This is a genomic window from Streptomyces sp. R-07 (assembly GCF_049913175.1).
Taxonomy (GTDB): Bacteria; Actinomycetota; Actinomycetes; order Streptomycetales; family Streptomycetaceae; genus Streptomyces.
Genome location: NZ_CP183978.1, coordinates 4,960,443 through 4,982,550 on the forward strand (window position 1 = coordinate 4,960,443; position 22,108 = coordinate 4,982,550).

The 22,108-nt window shown below is 71.6% G+C and carries 24 protein-coding genes; 13 read left to right on the forward strand and 11 right to left on the reverse strand.

What is annotated here, in order from left to right; all coding sequences use genetic code 11:
* The first annotated feature begins 57 nt into the window (after nt 1–57).
* The 9 genes from ACN9M0_RS22815 to ACN9M0_RS22855 all read left to right on the forward strand — a co-directional run bounded on the left by ACN9M0_RS22815 (nt 58) and on the right by ACN9M0_RS22855 (nt 9,322).
* Nucleotides 58–1,278 (forward strand): amidohydrolase, encoded by a 1,221-nt coding sequence (locus ACN9M0_RS22815; RefSeq protein ID WP_399695906.1) that lies wholly within the window; start codon nt 58–60, stop codon nt 1,276–1,278.
* 337 nt (nt 1,279–1,615) lie between these two features.
* The gene (locus ACN9M0_RS22820; protein WP_366040875.1) at nt 1,616–2,677 is read left to right on the forward strand and encodes a BMP family lipoprotein; all 1,062 of its coding nucleotides are present in this window, start codon (nt 1,616–1,618) and stop codon (nt 2,675–2,677) included.
* 117 nt (nt 2,678–2,794) lie between these two features.
* Nucleotides 2,795–4,507 (forward strand): ABC transporter ATP-binding protein, encoded by a 1,713-nt coding sequence (locus tag ACN9M0_RS22825; RefSeq protein WP_366040876.1) that lies wholly within the window; start codon nt 2,795–2,797, stop codon nt 4,505–4,507.
* Entirely contained in the window at nt 4,504–5,619 is a 1,116-nt protein-coding gene (locus ACN9M0_RS22830) for an ABC transporter permease (protein ID WP_366040877.1), read from the forward strand. Before ACN9M0_RS22825 ends, ACN9M0_RS22830 begins: the two co-directional genes overlap by 4 nt.
* Entirely contained in the window at nt 5,616–6,878 is a 1,263-nt protein-coding gene (locus ACN9M0_RS22835) for an ABC transporter permease (protein WP_366040878.1), read from the forward strand. The genes ACN9M0_RS22830 and ACN9M0_RS22835 overlap by 4 nt, the downstream gene beginning before the upstream one ends.
* Complete coding sequence (locus tag ACN9M0_RS22840) at nt 6,875–7,270, forward strand: cytidine deaminase (protein WP_366040879.1); 396 nt, start codon at nt 6,875–6,877, stop codon at nt 7,268–7,270. The genes ACN9M0_RS22835 and ACN9M0_RS22840 overlap by 4 nt, the downstream gene beginning before the upstream one ends.
* Nucleotides 7,271–7,350: 80 nt before the next feature.
* Entirely contained in the window at nt 7,351–8,628 is a 1,278-nt protein-coding gene (locus ACN9M0_RS22845) for a thymidine phosphorylase (protein ID WP_366040880.1), read from the forward strand.
* Between the two features lie 105 nt (nt 8,629–8,733).
* Nucleotides 8,734–8,901, forward strand: a complete 168-nt coding sequence (locus tag ACN9M0_RS22850; RefSeq protein WP_399695907.1) for a hypothetical protein — start codon at nt 8,734–8,736, stop codon at nt 8,899–8,901.
* Nucleotides 8,891–9,322 carry a Uma2 family endonuclease gene (locus tag ACN9M0_RS22855; RefSeq protein WP_426405320.1) on the forward strand — a complete coding sequence of 144 codons (432 nt, stop codon included), beginning with the start codon at nt 8,891–8,893 and terminating at the stop codon, nt 9,320–9,322. The genes ACN9M0_RS22850 and ACN9M0_RS22855 overlap by 11 nt, the downstream gene beginning before the upstream one ends.
* On the opposite strand, the gene ACN9M0_RS22860 is transcribed toward ACN9M0_RS22855, so the two are convergent.
* The gene (locus ACN9M0_RS22860) at nt 9,315–9,965 is read right to left on the reverse strand and encodes an HAD family hydrolase (RefSeq protein WP_399695910.1); all 651 of its coding nucleotides are present in this window, start codon (nt 9,963–9,965) and stop codon (nt 9,315–9,317) included. The two genes, ACN9M0_RS22855 and ACN9M0_RS22860, sit on opposite strands and share 8 nt — an antisense overlap.
* On the opposite strand from ACN9M0_RS22860, the gene ACN9M0_RS22865 reads away from it, so the two are divergent.
* Complete coding sequence (locus tag ACN9M0_RS22865) at nt 9,964–10,290, forward strand: STAS domain-containing protein (protein WP_366040884.1); 327 nt, start codon at nt 9,964–9,966, stop codon at nt 10,288–10,290. The genes ACN9M0_RS22860 and ACN9M0_RS22865 overlap by 2 nt on opposite strands.
* Here ACN9M0_RS22865 and ACN9M0_RS22870 read toward each other — a convergent pair.
* From ACN9M0_RS22870 to ACN9M0_RS22880, 3 genes are all read right to left on the reverse strand, one after another.
* A complete protein-coding gene (locus ACN9M0_RS22870; protein ID WP_366040885.1) occupies nt 10,287–11,258 on the reverse strand; it encodes a sigma-70 family RNA polymerase sigma factor in 972 nt (323 codons plus the stop codon). The two genes, ACN9M0_RS22865 and ACN9M0_RS22870, sit on opposite strands and share 4 nt — an antisense overlap.
* A gap of 84 nt (nt 11,259–11,342) precedes the next feature.
* Nucleotides 11,343–12,050, reverse strand: a complete 708-nt coding sequence (locus ACN9M0_RS22875; protein ID WP_366040886.1) for a L,D-transpeptidase family protein — start codon at nt 12,048–12,050, stop codon at nt 11,343–11,345.
* 90 nt (nt 12,051–12,140) lie between these two features.
* A complete protein-coding gene (locus ACN9M0_RS22880) occupies nt 12,141–13,397 on the reverse strand; it encodes an MFS transporter (RefSeq protein WP_426404113.1) in 1,257 nt (418 codons plus the stop codon).
* 62 nt (nt 13,398–13,459) lie between these two features.
* Here ACN9M0_RS22880 and ACN9M0_RS22885 point away from each other — a divergent pair, with 62 nt between their 5' ends.
* Complete coding sequence (locus ACN9M0_RS22885; RefSeq protein WP_366040888.1) at nt 13,460–14,431, forward strand: LysR family transcriptional regulator; 972 nt, start codon at nt 13,460–13,462, stop codon at nt 14,429–14,431.
* Between the two features lie 33 nt (nt 14,432–14,464).
* Here ACN9M0_RS22885 and ACN9M0_RS22890 read toward each other — a convergent pair whose 3' ends face one another.
* The gene (locus ACN9M0_RS22890) at nt 14,465–15,250 is read right to left on the reverse strand and encodes an alpha/beta hydrolase (protein WP_366040889.1); all 786 of its coding nucleotides are present in this window, start codon (nt 15,248–15,250) and stop codon (nt 14,465–14,467) included.
* Between the two features lie 89 nt (nt 15,251–15,339).
* A complete protein-coding gene (locus ACN9M0_RS22895; RefSeq protein ID WP_366040890.1) occupies nt 15,340–16,116 on the reverse strand; it encodes a GNAT family N-acetyltransferase in 777 nt (258 codons plus the stop codon).
* 92 nt (nt 16,117–16,208) lie between these two features.
* Here ACN9M0_RS22895 and ACN9M0_RS22900 point away from each other — a divergent pair, with 92 nt between their 5' ends.
* A complete protein-coding gene (locus ACN9M0_RS22900; protein ID WP_366040891.1) occupies nt 16,209–17,363 on the forward strand; it encodes an adenosine deaminase in 1,155 nt (384 codons plus the stop codon).
* A gap of 173 nt (nt 17,364–17,536) precedes the next feature.
* Complete coding sequence (locus ACN9M0_RS22905; RefSeq protein WP_366040892.1) at nt 17,537–17,914, forward strand: hypothetical protein; 378 nt, start codon at nt 17,537–17,539, stop codon at nt 17,912–17,914.
* Nucleotides 17,915–17,997: 83 nt separating this feature from the next.
* Here ACN9M0_RS22905 and ACN9M0_RS22910 read toward each other — a convergent pair whose 3' ends face one another.
* The 5 genes from ACN9M0_RS22910 to afsQ1 form a co-directional block, all read right to left on the reverse strand.
* Nucleotides 17,998–18,198, reverse strand: coding sequence for a PspC domain-containing protein (locus ACN9M0_RS22910; protein ID WP_093874403.1), 201 nt, complete (start codon nt 18,196–18,198; stop codon nt 17,998–18,000).
* A gap of 91 nt (nt 18,199–18,289) precedes the next feature.
* Entirely contained in the window at nt 18,290–18,871 is a 582-nt protein-coding gene (locus tag ACN9M0_RS22915; RefSeq protein WP_366040893.1) for a VanZ family protein, read from the reverse strand.
* A gap of 337 nt (nt 18,872–19,208) precedes the next feature.
* Nucleotides 19,209–19,793, reverse strand: a complete 585-nt coding sequence (locus tag ACN9M0_RS22920; RefSeq protein ID WP_399695961.1) for a hypothetical protein — start codon at nt 19,791–19,793, stop codon at nt 19,209–19,211.
* 17 nt (nt 19,794–19,810) lie between these two features.
* A complete protein-coding gene (locus ACN9M0_RS22925) occupies nt 19,811–21,340 on the reverse strand; it encodes a HAMP domain-containing sensor histidine kinase (RefSeq protein ID WP_366040895.1) in 1,530 nt (509 codons plus the stop codon).
* Nucleotides 21,337–22,014 (reverse strand): two-component system response regulator AfsQ1, encoded by a 678-nt coding sequence (gene afsQ1 / locus ACN9M0_RS22930; protein ID WP_017239746.1) that lies wholly within the window; start codon nt 22,012–22,014, stop codon nt 21,337–21,339. The genes ACN9M0_RS22925 and afsQ1 overlap by 4 nt, the downstream gene beginning before the upstream one ends.
* Nucleotides 22,015–22,108: the final 94 nt, after the last annotated feature.

Sequence of the window (22,108 nt, forward strand, 5' to 3'; positions counted from 1 at the left end):
CTGAAATTCTCGTGATCAACGGGCAGTTGACCTCTCCACGGGCCTACCCTTCAAAGGGTGAACCAGTTGAAGTCCCGTGAGCCAGGCTCCGTCACCCTGCCCGGAACGCTGTCCGAATCCCTGCGCGCCGAACTCGTCGCCTTCCGCAGGGACTTGCACATGCACCCCGAGCTCGGGAACCAGGAGTTCCGTACGACCGCCGCGCTCAAGGCCCGCCTGGAGGCGGCCGGCCTCGCGCCGAAGGTCCTGCCGGCCGGCACCGGGCTCATCTGTGACATCGGCACCCGGACCGAGGGCCTGCCCGTGCTGGCGATCCGCGGCGACCTCGACGCGCTGCCCATCCCCGACGTCAAGACCGTCGCCTACCGCTCCACCGTGGCCAACCGCGCCCACGCCTGCGGACACGATGTCCACACCACCACCGTCCTCGGCGCCGGACTGGTCCTCGCCGAGCTCGACCGCCAGGGCCTCCTGCCGAACGCCGTGCGGCTGATCTTCCAGCCCGCCGAGGAGGTCCTGCCCGGCGGTGCCGCCGACGCGGTCGAGGCCGGGGTCCTGGAGGGCGTCGGCCGGATCATCGCCGTCCACTGCGACCCCCGGGTCGACGCCGGGAAGATCGGCCTCCGGGTGGGCCCCATCACCTCCGCCTGCGACCGCCTCGAGATCACCCTCGACGGCCCCGGCGGCCACACCGCCCGCCCGCACCTCACCACCGACCTCGTCACCGCCGCCGCCCGGGTCGCCACCGACGTCCCCGCCGTCCTCGCCCGCCGCGTCGACGCCCGCTCGGGCCTCTCGGTCACCTGGGGCCGCATCGAGGCCGGCCACGCCCCCAACGTCATCCCGCAGCACGCCGAGCTCTCCGGCACCGTCCGCTGCCTCGACCTGCCCGCCTGGCGGGACGCCCCCGACCTGGTCCACGCGGCGATCGACGAGGTCGCCTCCCTGCACCGGGCCAAGTCGACGGTCACGTACGTCCGCGGCGTCCCCCCGGTCGTCAACGACCCGGGCGTCACCGAACTGCTCCGCGACGCCATGACGGCCCGTCGCGGACCGCACGCGATCGAGGACACCGAGCAGAGCCTCGGCGGCGAGGACTTCTCCTGGTACCTGGAGCACGTGCCCGGCGCCATGGCCCGCCTCGGCGTCCGCACCCCCGGCGACAGCCGGGTGCGCGACCTGCACGCCGGCGACTTCGACGTGGACGAGCGGTGCATCGAGGCCGGCGTGGAGCTCTTCACGGCCGCGGCCCTGCTCGACGCCACGCCGAAGCCCTGACGGGGGTCACGTCCGGGAGTGGCGGCGAGTGATCATCGCCACGCCCCGGCGGTGATCAACGCCACGCCGAAAGCGTTGAAATCCGGCCGGACGGCACACTCGGCCGTCCGGCCGAGAGTTCGGCGTGTCTTCGTTCCGGGGCCTCCCCAACGCCCTTACCGGGCTGTATAACCGGCGGTACCGGGCCGAACGCCCCCGGTCGCCTCGGCTGGCCGGTTCGCGACGATCCGATAACGACTCATGAACGGGTCTTTAACTGACATCTACGCGCGTTACGATCGCCGCGAAACCAGCGCCGGAAGAGGCGCTTTCGGTCAGTCTTGAAGGGACCCTCCTCTTGCGCCGGATCACCAGGATCGCGACCGTGGGCATTGCCTCCGCGGCGCTCGCCCTGTCCGCCACCGCGTGCGGCAAGTCGTCCAACGACACGGGCTCGAGCTCCAGCTCGACCTCGGGCTCGGCGGCCAAGGTCGCCATCGCGTACGACATCGGCGGTCGCGGCGACCAGTCGTTCAACGACGCCGCCTACGCCGGCCTGAAGAAGGCCGAGGACGAGCTCGGCGTCAAGGGCTCCGAGGCCGAGCCCTCGCAGGGCGAGAGCGACGCCGACAAGGTCGCGCGCCTCACCTCGCTGGCCCGCGCCGGCAACAACCCGGTCATCGGCGTCGGCTTCTCCTACGCCCCGGCCATCGCGAAGGTCGCCAAGTCCTTCCCGAAGACCACGTTCGGCCTCATCGACGACACCTCGGTGACCGCCCCGAACATCGCCAACCTGGTCTTCAACGAGGAGCAGGGCTCCTACCTGGCCGGCGTCGCCGCCGCCAAGGCGTCCAAGACCGGCACGGTCGGCTTCATCGGTGGTGTCGAGGTCCCGCTGATCAAGAAGTTCGAGGCGGGCTTCGCCCAGGGCGTCAAGGACACCAACCCCAAGACGAAGGTGCTCGTCCAGTACCTGACCCAGCCGCCGAACTTCGACGGCTTCTCGAAGCCGGACCTCGGCAAGGCCGCCGCGCAGGGTCAGATCGACAAGGGCGCCGACGTGATCTACGCCGCCGCCGGTCTGGCCGGCTCGGGCTCGATCGAGGCCGCCGCGACCGCGGGCAAGTGGGCCATCGGCGTCGACTCCGACCAGTACAACCAGGCGGGTCTGGCCTCGTACAAGGACCACATCCTGACCTCGGTCACCAAGGACGTCTCCGGCTCGGTCTTCAACGTGATCAAGTCGGTCAAGGACGGCAAGCCGCAGACCGGTGAGATCCGCTACGGTCTCGCCGCGAACGGCGTCGGCCTGGCCGACTCCAACCCGGCGTACACGAAGATGACGGACCTCATCGCCGCGGTCGACGCGGCGAAGAAGAACATCGTCGACGGCAAGATCACGGTCAAGACCGCTCCGTAAGGACACCCAGGTCACGACCTGAGCCCGGGCCCGGCGTCCGGTGGCACCCCCACCGGACCCGGGCCCCGGCCCCATTCCCGTACGGGTTTTCATTTTTCGGCAGCGCTACGCGTGTAGATGTCTCCCTGGCACGATAACTTCGCCCCGCCCTGCCCTCCCGCTCCCACTCCTTCCGGCCAAGGAGAGTGCGTCATCAACGCGTCCAGCCCCCCCGCCGTAGAACTGCACGGCATCACCAAGCGATTCCCCGGCGTCGTCGCCAACAAGGACATCGCCATCACGGTCCGCAAGGGCACCGTGCACGCCCTCATCGGCGAGAACGGTGCCGGCAAGTCGACCCTCATGAAGATCCTCTACGGCATGCAGAAGCCGGACGAGGGCACCATCGCGGTCGACGGCGAGCAGGTCACCTTCTCGAGCCCCGGTGACGCCATCGCCCGCGGCATCGGCATGGTGCACCAGCACTTCATGCTCGCCGACAACCTCACCGTCCTGGAGAACGTCGTCCTCGGCGGCGAGAAGCTCTACGGCATCGGCGCCAAGGCGCGGAAGAAGATCAAGGAGATCTCCGACGCGTACGGCCTCGGGGTACGCCCCGACGTCCTCGTCGAGGACCTCGGCGTCGCCGACCGGCAGCGCGTGGAGATCCTCAAGGTGCTCTACCGCGGCGCCAGGATCCTCATCCTCGACGAGCCGACCGCCGTCCTCGTCCCGCAGGAGGTCGACGCGCTCTTCGACAACCTGCGCGAGCTCAAGTCCGAGGGCCTCACGGTCATCTTCATCTCGCACAAGCTGGGCGAGGTCCTGAAGGTCGCCGACGACATCACCGTCATCCGCCGGGGCACCACGGTCGGCACCGCCGACCCGAAGACCGCCACCACCAAGCAGCTCGCCGAGCTGATGGTCGGCAGCGAGCTGCCCTCGCCGGAGACCCGCGAGTCGACGGTCACCGACGTCCCGATGCTCCAGGTCGAGAACCTGAGCCTGGTCGAGAGCGGCGCCGCCGTCGCCCCGCTGACCACGGCAGCCCCCGCAGACCCCTCCGCCGCGGTCACCGTGTACGAGGAGGTCGCCACCGGGCGCAAGCTCCTCGACGACATCTCGCTCACCATCCACAAGGGCGAGATCCTCGGCATCGCCGGTGTCGAGGGCAACGGCCAGACCGAGCTCATCGACGCGCTGATGGGCATGGCCACCCCCGACAGGGGCGTCATCAGGCTCGACGGCGAGGACATCTCCAAGGTCTCCGTGCGCAGGCGCCGCGAGGGCGGCATCGGCTACATCCCCGAGGACCGCCACCGTCACGGCCTGCTCCTGGAGGCCCCCCTCTGGGAGAACCGCATCCTCGGCCACGTCACCGAGGCCCCCAACTCCAAGCGCGGCATCCTCGACCCGAAGGCCGCCCGCAAGGACACCGAGCGGATCGTGCGCGAGTACGACGTCCGCACGCCCGGCATCGAGGTCACCGCGTCCTCCCTCTCCGGCGGCAACCAGCAGAAGCTGATCGTCGGCCGCGAGATGAGCCACAACCCCAAGTTCCTGATCGCCGCCCACCCCACCCGCGGTGTGGACGTCGGCGCGCAGGCGCAGATCTGGGACGCGATCCGGGACGCCCGCCGAGCGGGCCTCGCGGTGCTGCTGATCTCCGCCGACCTCGACGAGCTGATCGGCCTGTCCGACACCCTCCGGGTCATGTACCGGGGCAAGCTGGTCGCCGACGCCGACCCCGCCACCATCACGCCCGAGCAGCTGGGCTCCGCCATGACCGGCGCGGCCACCGGCCGGCTCGAAGGCACCGAAGAGCAGCCCGAAGACGGTGACGCCCGATGAAGAAAATCGACAAGGACAAGCTGATCATCGGGGCCGCAGGCCCCGTGCTCGCGCTGGTCTCGTCCTTCGTGCTCACCGTCCTGGTGCTGCTCGCGACGGGCCTCGACCCGATCGAGCCGATCCGGCTGATGATCGACAACGCCGGGTACTCCGACGTCCAGGTCCTGATCATCAACTACACCGCGATCCTCTATCTGGCGGCCCTGGGCGTGTCCGTCGGCTTCCGGATGAACCTCTTCAACATCGGCGTCGAGGGCCAGTACCGCCTCGCCGCGATGGTCTCGGCGCTGGTCGGCGCGGCCGTCGACCTGCCCGGTCCGCTGCACATCCTGGTCATCGTGCTCGTCGCCATCGCGACCGGCGCCCTCTGGGCCGGCATCGCGGGCATCCTGAAGACCACCCGGGGTGTCTCCGAGGTCGTCTCCACGATCATGCTCAACGCCATCACCACCTCCCTGGTGGCCTGGCTGATCCTGCCGAAGAACTTCGGCGTCCAGCCCGCGGGCTCCAACGACCTCACCACCGGTCAGATCCCCGAGTCCGGCTGGTTCCCCGGCATCGACATGGGCGAGGGCGGCCAGATCTACGGCTTCACCTTCGTCGCCCTCGCGCTCGGCGTCGTCTACTGGTTCGTCATCAACCGCACGCGCTTCGGCTTCGACCTGCGCGCCACCGGTGAGAGCGAGTCCGCGGCCCAGGCCAGCGGCGTCGACGCCAAGAAGATGATCATCACCGCGATGCTGATCTCGGGCGGCCTCGCCGGTCTGGCCGGCATGCCGATCCTGCTCGGCGAGTCGCACACGTACAGCCTCGCCTTCCCGGTCGGCGTCGGCTTCACCGCCATCACCGTCGCGCTGCTCGGCCGCAACCACCCGGTCGGCATCCTCTTCGCCGCCCTCCTCTTCGCGTTCCTCGAAAAGGCGTCCTCCAGCCTGGACATCGCGGGGTACCCGAAGGAGATCACGCAGATCATGCAGGGCATCATCGTGATCGCCGTGGTCGTCTCCTACGAGCTCGTCCGCCGTTACGGCCTCCGCCGCCAGCAGCAGAAGGTCGGCGAGGAGCTCGCCGCCGGCGGCGCCATCAAGACCGACAAGGAGGTGACGGCATGAGCACCGGCACCGTTGCCAAGCCGAGCGCCGCGCCCAAGAAGGCCGGACGTCGCAAGCTGACCTGGCCCTGGATCCTGCTGATCGTCGCGGCCGGCCTCGTCCTCTTCTCGCTCGTCCGCGTCGTCTCCGGGGCCGACGACCTCACCTCCGTCGGCCAGATCTCCGGTGCGCTCCAGCTCGCCGTGCCGATCGCCATGGCCGGTCTCGGCGGCCTGTGGGCCGAGCGCGCGGGCGTCGTCAACATCGGCCTCGAAGGCATGATGATCCTCGGCACCTGGTTCGGCGCCTGGGCCGGCTACCAGTGGGGCCCGTGGACGGGTGTCGTCGTCGGCATCCTCGGCGGCGCGATCGGCGGCCTGCTGCACGCGATCATCACCGTCACGTTCAACGTGAACCACATCGTCTCCGGTGTGGCCATCAACATCCTGGCGGTCGGCTTCACCCAGTACCTGTCGAACTTCACCTTCGCCGAGGCCGAGGGCGGCTCCTCCAAGCAGTCCCCGCGCATCGACCCGATCACCGACATCACCATCCCGGGACTCTCGGACTGGCTGATCGACCTCCAGCAGAAGCACTGGTTCCTGATCTCGGACATCGCCGGCATCCTCGGCGGCGTGGTCACCCATCTGTCGCTGCTGACGATCGTGGCCGCCCTGCTCATCCCGGCCACCTGGTGGCTGCTCTGGCGCACGTCCTTCGGCCTGCGCCTGCGCTCCTGCGGTGAGAACCCGGTCGCGGCCGAGTCCCTGGGCGTCAACGTCTACAAGTACAAGTACATCGCCGTCGTCGTCTCCGGCGGCCTCGCCGGCCTCGGCGGCGCGTTCCTGGCGATCGTTTCCACCGGCATCTACCAGGAGGGCCAGACCGGCGGCCGCGGTTACATCGGTCTCGCCGCGATGATCTTCGGCAACTGGATGCCCGGCGGCATGGCGCTCGGTGCGAGCCTCTTCGGCTTCACCGACAGCCTCAAGATCCGCGGCGGCGCCGAGAACGTCCACGCGCTGCTGCTGCTCGTCGCGCTGCTCCTGGTGCTTGCCGCGCTGTGGCAGCTGTACAAGAAGAAGTACGTGGCCGCGGCGATCTCCGCCGCCTTCTCCGCCGCGTTCTTCCTCTGGTACTTCCTCACCGACGAGGTCCCGAGCCAGTTCGTCGACGCCGCCCCGTACATCACCACCCTGCTGGTGCTCGCCCTGTCGGCGCAGCGCCTGCGGATGCCCAAGGCGGACGGCCTGCCGTACCGGAAGGGCCAGGGCAAGTGACGACGGCGCCCGACTGGGACCTCCTCCGGGAGACCGCCCGCGAGGCGATGTCGCACGCGTACGCCCCGTACTCGGGCTTCTCGGTCGGCGCGGCGGCCCTCGTGGACGACGGGCGGGTGATCTCCGGCTGCAACGTGGAGAACGCCTCCTTCGGCCTCAGCCTGTGCGCCGAGTGCGGGCTCGTCTCGCAGCTCCAGGCGACGGGCGGCGGCCGGCTGACCCACTTCGTGTGCGTGGACGGCCGCGGCGAGTCCCTGGTCCCGTGCGGGCGCTGCCGGCAGCTCCTGTACGAGTTCGGGGGCCCCGAACTCGTCCTGGAGACCCCGGCGGGGTTCCTGACCCTGGCCGAGATGCTCCCGCAGGCCTTCGGCCCGGACCACCTCGCCAAGTAGCACCTCCGAGCGGCCCTTCCGCCACCATGGAAGGGTCGCTCCCCCTTTCCCCCTCTATGCGCGTAGAAAGAGGCACCACCATGGACGTCATCTCCGTCATCCGCACCAAGCGGGACAAGGGCGAGCTGAGCCCCGAGCAGATCGACTGGGTCATCGACGCCTACACCCGCGGTGTGGTCGCCGACGAGCAGATGTCCGCCCTGGCCATGGCCATCCTGCTGAACGGCATGAACCGCACGGAGATCGCCCGCTGGACCGCGGCCATGATCGCCTCCGGCGAGCGCATGAACTTCGACGCGCTGTCCCGCCCCACCGCCGACAAGCACTCCACCGGCGGCGTCGGCGACAAGATCACCCTCCCGCTCGCCCCGCTCGTCGCCGCCTGCGGCGCGGCCGTCCCGCAGCTCTCCGGCCGCGGCCTCGGCCACACCGGTGGCACGCTCGACAAGCTGGAGTCGATCCCGGGCTGGCGCGCGCTGCTCTCCAACGAGGAGATGCTGCACGTCCTCGACACCACGGGCGCGGTGATCTGCGCGGCGGGCGACGGCCTGGCCCCCGCGGACAAGAAGCTGTACGCGCTCCGCGACGTGACGGGCACGGTCGAGGCGATCCCGCTGATCGCCTCGTCCATCATGTCGAAGAAGATCGCCGAGGGCACCGGCTCCCTGGTCCTGGACGTCAAGGTCGGCACCGGCGCCTTCATGAAGAACATCGAGGACGCGCGCGAGCTGGCGCGGACGATGGTGGGCCTCGGCACGGACAGCGGCGTGAAGACGGTCGCCCTCCTCACCGACATGTCCACCCCGCTCGGCCTGACCGCCGGCAACGCGCTCGAAGTCCGCGAGTCCGTCGAGGTCCTGGCCGGCGGCGGCCCGAAGGACGTCGTCGATCTGACGATCGCCCTGGCGGCCGAGATGCTGACCGCGGCCGGCATCAAGGACGCCGACCCGGCGAAGGCCCTCGCGGACGGCTCGGCGATGGACGTCTGGCGCCGGATGATCGCGGCCCAGGGCGGCGACCCGGACGCGACCCTCCCGGTCGCCCGCGAGCAGCACGTCGTCACGGCCCCGTCCACGGGTGTCCTCACCCGCCTGGACGCGTACGACATCGGCATCGCCGCCTGGCGCCTGGGCGCGGGCCGCGCCCGCAAGGAGGACCCGGTGCAGGCGGGCGCGGGCGTCGAGCTCCACGCGAAGCCGGGCGACACGGTGACGGCGGGCCAGCCGCTGCTCACCCTCCACACGGACACCCCGGAGAAGTTCGACTACGCGCTGTCGTCCCTGACGGGTGCCTGGGACATCGCGGCCCCGGGCACGGAGTTCACCCCGAACCCGATCGTCCTGGACCGCATCGCCTGAGCCGAGGCATATGCCTACGACACCTTCGGGTGAACGGGGCCGGTGGACCCCCACCGGTCCCGTTCGGCGTGCTGGGATCGGTGACGACCGATTGGGGAGCACGCCGTGAGCGCACTCGCTGCCGAGCCCCAGCCCGACCAGGGCGATGGCTGGGAGGACCTGGTCCGTCGCTGGAAGTCGATGGACTGGCCCGAGGGCTGCAAGGTGGAGATCATCGGGGATCGTCACCGCGGCACCGTCGCCGTCCGGCATCCACAACGACATCGCCGATGACATCATTCGGGCGCTGTACCCGGTGATTCCGCGGGACTGGGGCGTCTACCGGACACAGCCCGTCGCTGTTCCCCCGCGCCAGGGAATGTTCGTTCCGGACGTCCTTGTGGCGCCCAAGAAGTCCGTGCGTGAGGCTGGCCACGGCCTTGCGGCCGCGGAGGCCGAACTCGTTGTCGAGATCACCTCGCAGGGGAACGCGAACCACGACAGGGTCGTGAAGCTCCAGGGACATGCGACTGCTGGAGTGCCGTTCTACCTGCTCATCGACCGCTGGCACGCTGGCCGCCCCACCGTCACCCTCTACGGTGAGCCGGAGAACGGCCTCTACCGCGTCCTCGACGTGGTCGAGTTCGGCCGGGAGATCCACCTCCCCGCCCCCTTCGACCTCATCCTCGACACCGCCGAGTTCCCCGTCAGCTGAGCAGCAACCCCGGCAGCTCCCGCATGTGGTCGAAGACCACCGTCCGCGGGCCCATCAGGCGGTCCGCGCGGGTCAGGCCGCCGCAGTAGCCGAAGGCACGCATGCCGGCCGTGCGGGCGGCCTGGACGCCGTACGGGCTGTCCTCGACGACCGCGCAGCGCTCCGGCGCGACGCCCATCGTGGCGGCCGCGTGCAGGAAGAGGTCCGGGGCCGGCTTGCCCCGGGCGACGTCACGCGCGCTGAACATCCGGCCCTCGAAGCGGTCGAGCAGCCCGGCGCGGCCGAGGTTCTTGCGGATGCTGGTGTGGCTGCCGTTGGAGGCGAGGCAGTACGGGACGGACACGGCGTCCAGGACGTCCGTGACGCCCTCCACGGCCGTCAGCTCCGCGTCCAGCGCGTCCTCGTACCGCTGCTTGAAGGGAGCCTGCCAGCCGGGCTCCAGGGGGCGGCCGCGCCGCTCCTCCACGATCGCGGTGAGCATCTCGTGGGAGGAGCCGACGAAGTGCTCGACCACCTCCGCCTCGGTGAACTCCGCCCCCAGGGAGGCGAACACCTCGCGGTCCACCCGGCAGTAGATCCGCTCGCTGTCCACCAGAACACCGTCACAGTCGAAGATCACCAGTTCGACAGGCTCGTGAGTCATGATCGAGAGCCTAGCGATGAGTTCCGGGCGCCCGGCCGGTCGTACGGACGTGGACACCAGTCAACCGCTCGTCGTGACCCTGCCCGCCCGGCCCGGCCGGGAGGACGTCGCCCGGCTCTCCGCCGAGATCGCCGCGGCCCCGCCCGGCCAGGTCGTCTGCGAGGTCGGCGCCCTCGCGCACGCCGATCTCGCCGCCGTCGACGCCCTCGCCCGGCTGAAGCTCGCCGCGGGGCGCAGCGGTCACCGGATCCGGTTCCACGGAGCAGGCCCCGAGCTCCGGGCCCTGCTCCTCCTCACCGGCCTGGACGCAACCCTGGGAGGCTAGGCCTCCAGCCGCGCCGGCAGGTCGAACAGCGGGAACCAGCGCTCGGTGTCCAGGAAGAAGTCCATCCCGCCGACCTTCCCGTCCCGAAGCTCCAGGACGATCAGCGCCCACGGACTGAAGCCGCCCGCCGGATCCGGGTGGTAGTGGGCGAAGGCCGGCGAGCCGTTCGCCACGGTCGCGACCAGCTTCGAGCCCCGGCACACGTCGCCGACGCCCAGCATCCAGCCCACGATGTCGTCGTGGCCCTGGAGCCACAGGTCGTACGGCGGCATGGACATCGTCGCGTCCTCGTGGAGGAGCGCCGTCAGCGCCTTCATGTCGTAGCCCTCGAAGGCCGCGACATAGCGCTCCAGGAGCGCCTTCTGCTCCTCGTCCAGCGGGTTCGCCGTGTCGGAGGCGGCCGGCGCCTGCTCGGCGAGGGTCGCGCGGGCCCGCTGGAGGGCGCTGTTGACCGAGGCGACGGAGGTGTCGAGGAGCTCGGCGACCTCGCTCGCCTTCCAGGCGAGCACCTCCCGCAGGATGAGCACGGCCCGCTGCTTGGGCGGCAGGTGCTGGAGCGCGGCCACGAACGCGAGCCGTACGGACTCCCGGGACAGCGCCGTCTCCGCCGGGTCCCCGGCCGAGGGCAGCACCCGCCCGTCGGGCATCGGCTCCAGCCAGGTGACCTCCGGCTGCTTGACGAGCTGCGCCTGCGCCACCGGCGTCGGGGAGGTCAGATCCATCGGCCGCGCCCTCCGGTTGCCGGCGTTCAGCGCGTCCAGGCAGACGTTGGTGGCGATCCGGTACAGCCAGGACCGCAGCGAGGAGCGGCCCTCGAAGGAGTCGATGGCCTTCCAGGCGCGCACCATCGTGTCCTGCACCGCGTCCTCCGCCTCGAAGGAGGATCCGAGCATCCGGTAGCAGTAACCGGTCAGCTCCCTGCGGTACTTGTCGAGTTCGTCGGTCGTCGCGGTCGCGGCGTCGCTCATCGGGTCCACACCCCACTCACCCCTCACCGGCACCCGTTCGGTGCCGGTGAGAGGGAAGCTACCGCAGCGGACTGACAGCCGGGGTCAGGTTCCCGGCTTGCGTCCGTAGACGAAGACGTCGTCACCGTTCCTGAGCAGGTTCCAGTACGCCTTCGCGTCCGCCGGCCGCATGTTGACGCAGCCGCCCGAACCCGGCGGGTTCCACATGGACTTGGTGGTCGAGTGGAAGGCCTGGCCGCCGTCGAAGAACTGCGAGTACGGCATGGAGACGTGGTAGATCGTCGACCAGTGGTTGATGTTCCGCCAGTAGATCTTCTTCGAGCCGGTACGGGTCTCGGTGCCGTCCTTGCCCGTGCGCACCGGCACCGGTCCGTACTTGAGGCGCGCGCCGTCCTGGATCCAGCTCAGCTGGCGGGTCAGGTCGACGCAGGCGATCCGGCCCCGGTTGGTCGGGCAGGTGCCCGCGCGGTTGGGGTTGGTGCCGGCCGCCCGCTGCTGGAGCATCGTGTTCATGGTGCGCCAGGTGATCGGCCCGGCGTACCCGGCGGTCGGGGTGATGCCGTGCTTCGCCTGGAAGGCCCGGATGGCCTGACAGTCGGCGAGCGACTGGCGCCCGTCGACCGGCCGTCCGAGGAACTTCTCGACCTGCTTCTGGTACGGCCCCGTCGTCACGTTGCAGGACGCAGCCTGCGCCGGGGCCGTACCGAGCGCGATCGTCATCGGCACCACGAGCGACGTGATCCCGGCGGCGATGCCCGCCCTTCTCCCTATGCGTCGCGCGATTCTTTTCATGATCGTCAACTCCCCCTCGAGTCCCTGTATTTGAGGACGTACGGGGGAGTGTGACGGTTGCAGCGCCTCTACGGGAGAGGGCGAATCCGGTCAGGCCGCCAGGTGCAGGCGCCGCGCCGCGACGCGCGCGCTGTGCGAGCCGTACAGGGTGACCGAGACGACACCGAGGACCGCGACCAGGCCGATCAGGACCGTGCCCGCCCAGCCGCCCGCGTGGAAGGCGATCGCGCCGAGCGTGCCGCCCGCGCTGCTGCCCAGGTAGTACGCGGACTGGTACAGCGCCGAGGCCTGCGCGCGGCCCGTCTTCGCCGTGCGGCTCACCGAGGAGGAGGCGACCGCGTGGCCCGCGAAGAAGCCGGCCGTGATCAGGACCAGGCCCGCGAGCACGAGGACGAGCGCGTCGGACAGCGAGAACAGCAGGCCCGCCGTCGTCGTCGAGACCGCCAGGTACAGCGCCCCGCGCCGGCCGAGCCGCCCGACCAGCTTGCCGGCGGCCGCCGAGGAGACCGTGCCGACCAGGTAGATCAGGAAGATCGAGCCGATCACGCCCTGCGGGAGCGAGAACGGCGCCTCCACCAGGCGGTAGCCGATCACCGTGTACACGGCGCCGAAGACCGTCATGAACAGCGCGCCGATCACGTACAGGCGCATCAGGAGCGGGTCGGCGAGGTGCCCCCGGACGGTCCGGGCGAGTGCCTTCGGGTTGAGCGTGCCGGGGGTGAAGTGCCGGGCCTTCGGGAGCAGCGCCCGGAAGGCGAGCGCGCACAGCAGGGAGGTCAGGCCGACGGCGGCCAGACCCGCGCGCCAGCCCCACATCTGGGCGACCCAGCCGGTCACGAGCCGGCCGCTCATGCCGCCGATCGAGTTGCCCGCCACGAACAGGCCGATCGCGGCGATCAGCGCCTTCGGCCGTACCTCCTCGGCGAGGAACGCCATCGCGGAGGCCGGGAGACCGGCGAGCGCCGCGCCCTGCACCGCGCGCAGCGCGATCAGGGACTCCAGGTTCGGGGCGAGCGGCACCAGGAGGGCCACGGCGACGGCGGTCGAGAGCGAGGCGGTCATCATCGCGCGCCGCCCGAAGCGCTCCGAGAGGGCGCTGAGCGGCAGGACGCAGAGGGCGAGGGCGCCGGTCGCGGCGGAGACCGTCCAGGAGGCGGCGGAGGCGGTGGCGCCGAACTCGGCCGAGATGGCCGGGAGGAGGGCCTGCGTGGAGTAGAGGAGGGCGAAGGTGGCCAGTCCGGCGGCGAAGAGCGCGAGGCTCATCCGGCGGTAGCCGGGGGCACCGGGGGAGAGGCGGGTGTCGGCGGACGCGGTGGTGGCGGCCGCCTTGGTACTGGCGGAAGGCATGTCACGAACCTAGGACGGCCCGGTTCATGCGTCCAATGCACGGAACTGCTGTAATCGTTCCCATGGTGCATGAGTACAGGTCACAGCCTCGCCTGTCACCGAACAGTAACGAAGAAGACATGGGACTGCTGCTCGCGCCGCGGCTCGCGTACTTCGCCGCCGTCGCCCGGCACGAGCACGTGACCCGCGCCGCGGCCGAGATGGGCGTGCCGCAGTCGACGCTCTCGCGGGCGATGGTCCGGCTCGAACAGGACCTCGGCGTCAGTCTCTTCGCCCGCCGCGGCCGGACGGTCTCCCTCACCCCCGCCGGGCGCCGCTTCCTGACCGCCGCCGAGCGGGCCCTCGCCGAGGTGGAACGGGCCGCCGACACCGTACGCGCCGACGCCGACCCGACCGCAGGACGCGTCGCCTTCGGCTTCCTGCACACCATGGGCTCCGAGACCGTCCCCGGCCTCATCCGCGCCTTCCGCGTCGACCACCCCCGGATCCGCTTCACCCTCGTCCAGAACTACGGCGAGGCCATGATCGAGCGGCTGCGGGCCGGGGACCTCGACCTCTGCCTGACCTCCCCCGTGCCGGACGCCCCCGACCTGGTCGCCCGGCGCCTCGACGAACAGCGGCTGCGGCTCGTCGTCCCCGACGACCACCGGCTCGCGGGCCGCAAGCGGGTGCGCCTCGCCGAGGCCGCGGACGAGACCTTCGTGACCCTGGAACCGGGGTACGGGCTCCGCCGCATCACCGACGACCTGTGCGCGGAGGCCGGCTTCAAGCCCCGGGTCGCCTTCGAGGGCGAGGAGGCCGAGACCCTGCGCGGCCTGGTCGCCGCCGGGCTCGGTGTCGCCCTGCTGCCACCGCCCGCCGTCCCCCGCCCCGGCGTCGTCGAACTCACCGTCACCGCGCCGCGCGCGGTCCGCGAGATCGGCGTCGCCTGGCTCGACGGCCACCCGGACACGGCCCCGGTGGCCGCCTTCAAGAAGTTCCTGCTCAGCCGGCGCGGCCACCTGCTCCCGAAGGAGCCGTCACCGCCGGCGTGAGGGCCGCTCTGTAAGCCCCGCCCGGGGTGGCCGTCACCGTCGGCGGGAGCCGAGGCCACCCCCGAAGCCCGCCGCCAGGGGCATCCGCAGGCCGAGCGGCGGGGGAGCGGCCATCGCGTCGGTCAGCGGGCGGGCGACCGGCCGGGAGAACAGGGCGCCGAGCACGAAGTCCGAGGCGAGGGCCCGGACCTCGGCCGCGTACTGGCGCAGCGCGTGCCCGTCCGAGTGGACCTCGAAGCGGCAGGTGTCCCGGTTCGCCTTCTTCGCCCGCTCGGCGAACCGGAACGACAGCTCCGGGTCCGTCCGCGCGTCGTTCGTGCCGTGCACGAGCAGCACCCTGCGCCCCACCAGCTGCCGCACCGGCTCCGGCTCCGCCGCCACATCGTCCTCCGGCAGCCACGGCGCGAGCGCGAGGACCGCGCCGACCGCCGGATGCCCGGCCGCCCGCAGCGCAGCACGCGCCCCCATCCCGTGCCCGACGAGGCAGACCGGGACGTCGCCGTAGCGGCGTACCGCCTCCGCGACCGCCCAGGTGGCGTCCGCCACGAGGTCCGCGTCCGCGCCGTTCCAGCCGCGCGCCCGGTAGCGCACCACGTGCGCGGCGAGCCCCTCGGACCGGCCCGCCCGGACCAGGCCGCGGCCCAGCGGGAGCATCGCCGTGTGCGCCCGCGCGGAGGCCCGGCGTGCCGACACCGGCTCGCCGTCCGGCAGGAGCAGCACCACGCCGCCCACCGCCGCCGACGTGCGGGAACCTCCAACAGGCCGTCCGAGCCGGGGTCTCCGTGCCTCGGGCGGCCCCACGAGTGCGAAGTGCGCCATGACAGAACAGTCTCAGAAGCGGAGGTGTACGCCAGCCGTACGCGCGGTCACTGTTACGCATCACTGCCGCGCGGCTCGAACGGCCGTGCTCAGGCAGTCCGTTCGAAGCGGGCCACCGAGCCGATGACCGTGAAGCCCTTCCGGCCGTACCAGGTGTGCGGCCAGTCGCCCGCGAACGCGGTGAGGAAGCGGGTGGCGCAGCCCGCGGCGGCGGCCTCGTGCAGCGCCGTGTCCAGGACCTTCCCGGCGTACCCCTGCTTCAGGTGGGCCTCCACGGTGACCAGGTCCTCGATCTGCGCGATCCCCGTCTCCGGGTTCATGTACAGGTCGACCCACGCGGCCACCTCGCCCTCCGGGGTGTACGCGGCGAAGAAGCGCACGACGTCGGCGCCGCGCCGCCGCGCCACCCGTCGCTCCACCAGGTCGCGGATGTGCTCCTGCGGCGCCTCCGGGGCGAACCGCGGCCAGGACGCCGTCACCGGTCCCCGCAGCTCGTCGAAGTCCACCTCCCGCGCCCCGCCGTGCTCCGGCACCGGGGCGGTGTGCGCCATGATCAGCGTGGTGGCGTGCCGGAACCCGGCCCGCTCCATGGGCGCCAAGCAGGCGGCGGCGACGGACTCGTCGAGGACGTAGGCGAAGCGGTACGGGAGATGGCTCTGCGCCTCGTCCGCGTACCCGGGCAGCGCCTCCGGGTCCACGGCGCCGTACGCGAGCACGTGGTTGTTCCCCCGGGAGTGCCGGTAGGCGTCGTCGAGCACCGCGACGGCGCCGGGGAACTCGACGGTACGGGCGGCCTGCCGGCGGTGGAAGTCGGACAGGAAGCGGTGGATGCGCGGCAGTTCGGACGCGTTGCTCGTGGAAGTCATACGGGCAGGCTAGGACGGCCGGTCCTCGCGCCGCCAGGAGAAAAACGGCGCCACGAGCGGCGTTCTACGCGCGTAGGGGCTAGAGTGCGGAAATGACGAGCCAGACCCCCAACGTCCCCACCGCGGACCAGATCCGCCGTGCCCCGAAGGTGCTGCTCCACGACCACCTCGACGGCGGACTGCGCCCCGGCACGATCATCGAACTCGCCCAGGAGCAGGGCTACGAGCAGCTCCCCGAGACGGAGCCCGACAAGCTCGGCATCTGGTTCCGCGAAGCCGCCGACTCCGGCTCCCTGGAGCGGTACCTGGAGACCTTCGCGCACACCTGCGCCGTCATGCAGACCCGGGACGCCCTCTTCCGGGTCGCCGCCGAGTGCGCCGTCGACCTCGCCGAGGACGGCGTCGTGTACGCGGAGGTGCGCTACGCCCCCGAGCAGCACCTGGAAGGCGGTCTCACCCTCGAAGAGGTCGTGGAGGCCGTCAACGAGGGCTTCCGCGAGGGCGAGCGACAGGCCAGGGCCAACGGCCACCGCATCCGCGTCGGCGCCCTCCTGACCGCCATGCGGCACGCCGCCCGCGCGCTGGAGATCGCCGAACTCGCCAACCGCTACCGCGACTCCGGCGTCGTCGGCTTCGACATCGCGGGCGCCGAGGCCGGCTACCCGCCCACCCGCCACCTCGACGCCTTCGAGTACCTCAAGCGGGAGAACAACCACTTCACGATCCACGCGGGCGAGGCCTTCGGGCTGCCCTCGATCTGGCAGGCGCTCCAGTGGTGCGGCGCCGACCGGCTCGGCCACGGCGTGCGGATCATCGACGACATCGAGGTCGCCGACGACGGCTCGGTCCGCCTGGGCCGCCTCGCGGCCTACGTCCGCGACAAGCGCATCCCGCTGGAGATGTGCCCCTCCTCCAACCTCCAGACCGGCGCCGCCGCCTCCTTCGCCGAGCACCCCATCGGCCTGCTCCGCACGCTCCACTTCCGGGCCACGGTCAACACCGACAACCGGCTCATGAGCGGGACGAGCATGAGCCGGGAATTCGAGCTGCTGACCGAGGCATTCGATTACACGCTCGACGACATGCAGTGGTTCACTGTCAATGCGATGAAATCAGCGTTCATTCCTTTCGATGAACGACTCGCCATGATCAACGAGGTCATCAAGCCCGGATACGCCGAGCTCAAGTCCGAATGGCTGTTCCAGCAGACCGCCACGACCAGCGAGTCTTCCCGCGCGACGGACTGAAAGACGCCCCGCGAAGGGGAAGGGAGCGGCCGGGTCGTTGCGACACCCGGCCGCTTTCCGGTGTTTGCGGAGGCGACGTTCCCTGGTTAGGTTGCAGAGCCGCTCTCGATTCCCAGGATTTCCCCTCCCGGCTTTTCCCCGAAGCCCCCGGATTCCCCAAGGAAGATTTTCTGATGAAGCAGTCCACCGCCAAGAAGCTCGGTGTCGCCGCTCTCGGTGCCGCTTTCGCCGCTGCCGCCGCCGGCACGGCCTCCGCAGCGCCGTCCCTGCCGCTCGACGCCGACGCGCTCGGCACGGTGACCCAGGCCGTCCCGCTCGGTGACGGCCTCACCACGCTCCCCGACGGCGCATCCGAGTCCCTCGGCGCCGGCCAGGGCGCCCTCGGCCAGGGTGTCGACCAGGGCGTGAAGACCCTCCCGGCCGCCGCCGGCCAGGCCACCCAGAACCTCCCGCTCGACGCCGCCGCCGGCGGCCTCGGCGCCACCCCGCTCGGCGGCCTCCTCGGCGGCCTGCCGATCGGTGGCCTCGCCGGCGGCCTGCCGATCGGCTGACCCGCTCCGTACGACGCCGAAGGGGCGCGCACCCGTCATCCGGGTACGCGCCCCTTCGGCGTGAGGTCGGTACGGTCGAGCGGCTACCAGGCCGTGCTCGCGGTCTTCTCCGCCGGCAGGAAGATCCACAGACCCAGGTAGATCAGGAACTGGGGGCCGGGCAGCAGGCACGAGGCCAGGAAGATCAGACGCATCGTCGTCGCGGAGGTGCCGAAGCGCCGGGCCAGCGCCGCGCACACTCCGCCGAGCACGCGTCCGTCACGGGGGCGGGTCAGTGCGGCCATGGTGGGCTCCTTCGGAATCGGTCCGGGAGCCGCTCCTTGCGACCTCCCGATGACTCCATACTGCCGCCGCGAGGGGGGACGAAGCGTCGGTCTACGGGGCGATCGGGACCCTGGTAATCGTCGGGGTCGCACCCTGAGAACCCTCGTTCCGCAGCAGGGCGGAGTCCCGGTCCGGCGTGCTCCCCGCGGAGGAGGACGCCCGCCCCGCCTCCCACCTGCGGCGCATCCGGGTCCGGCCGGCCGGGACCACCAGGAGATGCGCGAGCGCGACGCCCGCCGTGTTCAGGAGCACCGAGTCCACGTCCACCACCTGACCCGGCACCGCGGTCTGCAGGAGCTCCACGGCCAGCGACACCAGCGCGCCCGCGGCGGTCGTACGGGTCAGGGAGGCCCAGCCGGAGACATGGAGCCGGCCGTCGGCCATCGGGAGCAGCACCCCGAGCGGGGCCAGGAGCAGCAGGCCCTCGCCGATCAGCCGGGCGGCCTCGGCGGCGGGGAGCGCGAGGTCGGCGCGCAGGCCGTGCAGCGGGATCGTGTTCGGCGGGGTCACCCAGGCCACGTCCCGTGGGCGCAGGCTGACCCAGGCGACGAGCAGCAGATGCGCGAGGAGGAGGACGAACCCCGCCACGCGGACGACCACGGCGGCACTGCCGCCCGAACCTTGACGCTGCACGCCCCCCAAGACGCCCGGAACAGCGGAATCGGTTCCGCGCCCCGTCGCCCCCGTTGTGGGCAGTCGTTCCGCTGGGCCCGCGCCCCGCCCGTTGTGGGCAGTCGTTCCGCTGGGGCGATGGGGGTCCCCCTGCTCGAGCGAAGCCGAGAGCTTGGGGGAGGGGGCACAACGGACGGCGCCCTTTGCCGGGCCCAGGCTTCCGCGCTTTGACCCGCACCACGTCGTGCGGCTCCCGAGGGTGCGGGTAGGTGCAGGGGGCGGAGGCGCCCGCAGCGGGCGCCGTCCCGTGTGCCCACCCGTCCCGCCCTGCGGGACGATTGCCCACACGGGGGTGGGGTCAGCTCGCTGAAGGGCTCGGGGCCGGGGCCGTCGGTGGGGAGGACTCCGGGCGTTCGCGGAGTTCCGGCGTGCAGCGGTAGCGCTTCGGGGCGTACGGCCCCGGGCCGCCGAGCAGGACCGTGTGGCCGCCCGCGCCCGCCGAGCTCTCCGCGAACGTGCAGACGATCTGCGACAGCGCCGTCGGCGCCAGGTCCTCCGGCTGCCGGCTCAGCCGCAGCGAGCCCGCCGGGTCGCCCCGGTGCGCGGCGCCCACCGTCAGCGGGCCGCGCACCTCGGTCGTGAAACCGGCCTGCCGCTCGCTCTCCGAGGGCTCGGCGAGCAGCTGCGCGAGCAGCCCCCCGGCCGTCCGCACGGGATCGCCGCCCGCCTTCTCCTCCGGCAGCGGCGACCGGCGGTCCACCGCCTCCAGCTCCGAGCCGCAGACCAGGAACACCCGGACCGGCACGCCCTGCGCTGCCGGCCCCGTCGTACCGTCCTCGGTCACGCTGCACGGGACCCGGGACGGGGCCGCGCCCGCGTCGACCGGGACCGACGTGGTCCGGATCCCGCAGCCGGTGACCAGCGCGGTGAGCGCCGCCGCCATGACATAGACGCGACGCCTCACGCTTCCTCCACCTCGCCCTGGCTGCTGCGCGTCTGCACCTCGCGCGTGATCCCCGAGGCGTCCAGGGGCAGCCGCAGCACGAACACCGCGCCGTCGACCTTCCCGTCCTCGCCGACCGAGTTCGAGGCCGTGATCGAGCCGCCGTGGATCAGCGCGTTCTCCATGGCGATCGACAGGCCGAGCCCGCTGCCCTCGGACCGCGGCCGGGACGCGCTCGCCTTGTAGAAGCGGTCGAAGACGTGCGGCAGCACCTCCTCGGGGATGCCGGGCCCGTGGTCGCGCACCGCGATGACGAGCTCCTCGTCCTCCGTGCGGACCGAGACACGCACCGGCGAACCGCCGTGCTTCAGCGCGTTCCCGATCAGGTTCGCCAGGATCACGTCGAGGCGGCGCGGGTCGAGCGGCGCCACGATCCCGCGCTCCGCGTCGAGGTCCACCGCGTCCAGCCAGGCCCGCGCGTCGATGCACGCGGTGATCTGGTCCGCGATGTCCACCTCGTCGAGGACGAGCCGCGCCGTGCCCGCGTCGAAGCGGGTCACCTCCATCAGGTTCTCCACCAGGTCGTTGAGGCGCCGGGTCTCGCTCACCACGAGGGCCACCGCCGGGGCGATCATCGGGTCCAGGGAGTCCTGCTCGTCCTCCAGGACCTCGGTGACGGCCGTCAGCGCGGTCAGCGGGGTCCGCAGCTCGTGCGACATGTCGGCCACGAAACGCCGCGAGGACTCCTCCCGCGCGCTCATGTCCGCGACCTTCTTCTGCAGCGACTCGGCCGCGCTGTTGAACGTACGGGAGAGATCGGCCAGTTCGTCCGCCCCGGTGACCCGCAGCCGGGTGTCGAGCTTGCCCTCGCCGAGCTGCCGGGCGGCCTCGCCGAGCCGGTGCACCGGGCGCAGCACGGTCGTCGCCGCGACCTGCGCGAGCAGTACGGAACCGGCCACCGCGAGCGCGGTGGCGATCCCCAACGACCAGGCGAGCGAGTTCAGATCGGCCTTCTCGGCGGCCAGCGACTTGAACATGTAGCCGGCGGGCCCGCCGCCGTCGATCCGCGTCCCGCCGACCAGGTACGGCGTCCCGTTCCGCTCCGTGCGCTGCCAGAACAGGTGGTACGGATACGCGTTGGCGTCCGTCACCGGCCGCTTCGTGTCCACGGCCTCCCGCAGCGAGCGCGGCACGTCGGCCAGGGTGAAGTCGTCCGGGTCCGAGGCGCCCACGATCGGCTTGCCCGCGGCCCGCTCGCCGAGCAGCAGCACCTGGTAGTTGGCGCTGCCGCTCGCCATCGCCTCGGCGGTCCGCCGCAGGTCGTCCTGGGTGGGCCGCAGCGGCAGCGTCGCCGCCCGGTTCTGCATCTCCTGCCGGAAGTCGTTGAGCGCCCCGTCCTGGGTACGGGTCAGCACCGCCTCCCGGTTGAGCCAGTACGCGATGCCGGAGGCGGCGACGGCCGCGGTGAGCGCGACCAGGGCGAAGACGATGACGAGCCGCAGCCGCAGGCTGGAGAGACGCAGCCGTGTGTAGATCCCCTTGCTCACGCAGGGACGTCCAGCCGGTAACCGACCCCGCGCACGGTACGGATGAGCGTCGGCGAGGACGGCACGTCCTCCACCTTGGCGCGCAGCCGCTGCACACAGGCGTCGACGAGCCGCGAGTCGCCGAGGTAGTCGTGCTCCCACACGAGCCGCAGCAACTGCTGGCGGGACAGCGCCTGTCCGGGCCGCCGGCTCAGCTCCAGGAGCAGCCGCAGCTCGGTCGGGGTGAGCTGGAGGTCCTCGCCGTTCTTGGTGACCGTCATCGCCGACCGGTCGATCACCAGGGAGCCGTACGTCGCCGAGTCCGTCGACTCGCGCTCCCCGCGCCGCAGCACGGCCCGGATGCGGGCGTCCAGGACCCGGCCCTGCACCGGCTTGACCACGTAGTCGTCGGCACCGGACTCGAGCCCGACGACCACGTCGATGTCGTCGCTGCGCGCGGTCAGCAGAATGATCGGCAACTGGTCGGTCCGGCGGATGCGCCGGCAGACCTCGAAACCGTCGATGCCGGGCAGCATGACGTCGAGCACGACCAGGTCCGGCCGCTGCTCACGCAGCAGCTGGAGGCCGTCCTCGCCCGTCGCGGCGGTGGCCACCCGGTGACCCTGCCGGGACAGGGAGAGTTCGAGGGCCGTGCGGATGGCGTCGTCGTCCTCGATCAGCAGCAGAAAAGGCACGCCGACATTCTGTCTCATGGGGCCGTCCGAGATCGACCGCTCGCGGACTCGCATCTGTTCCGTCCCCTGTGACACGGCTGTGACAGTCGGCGGA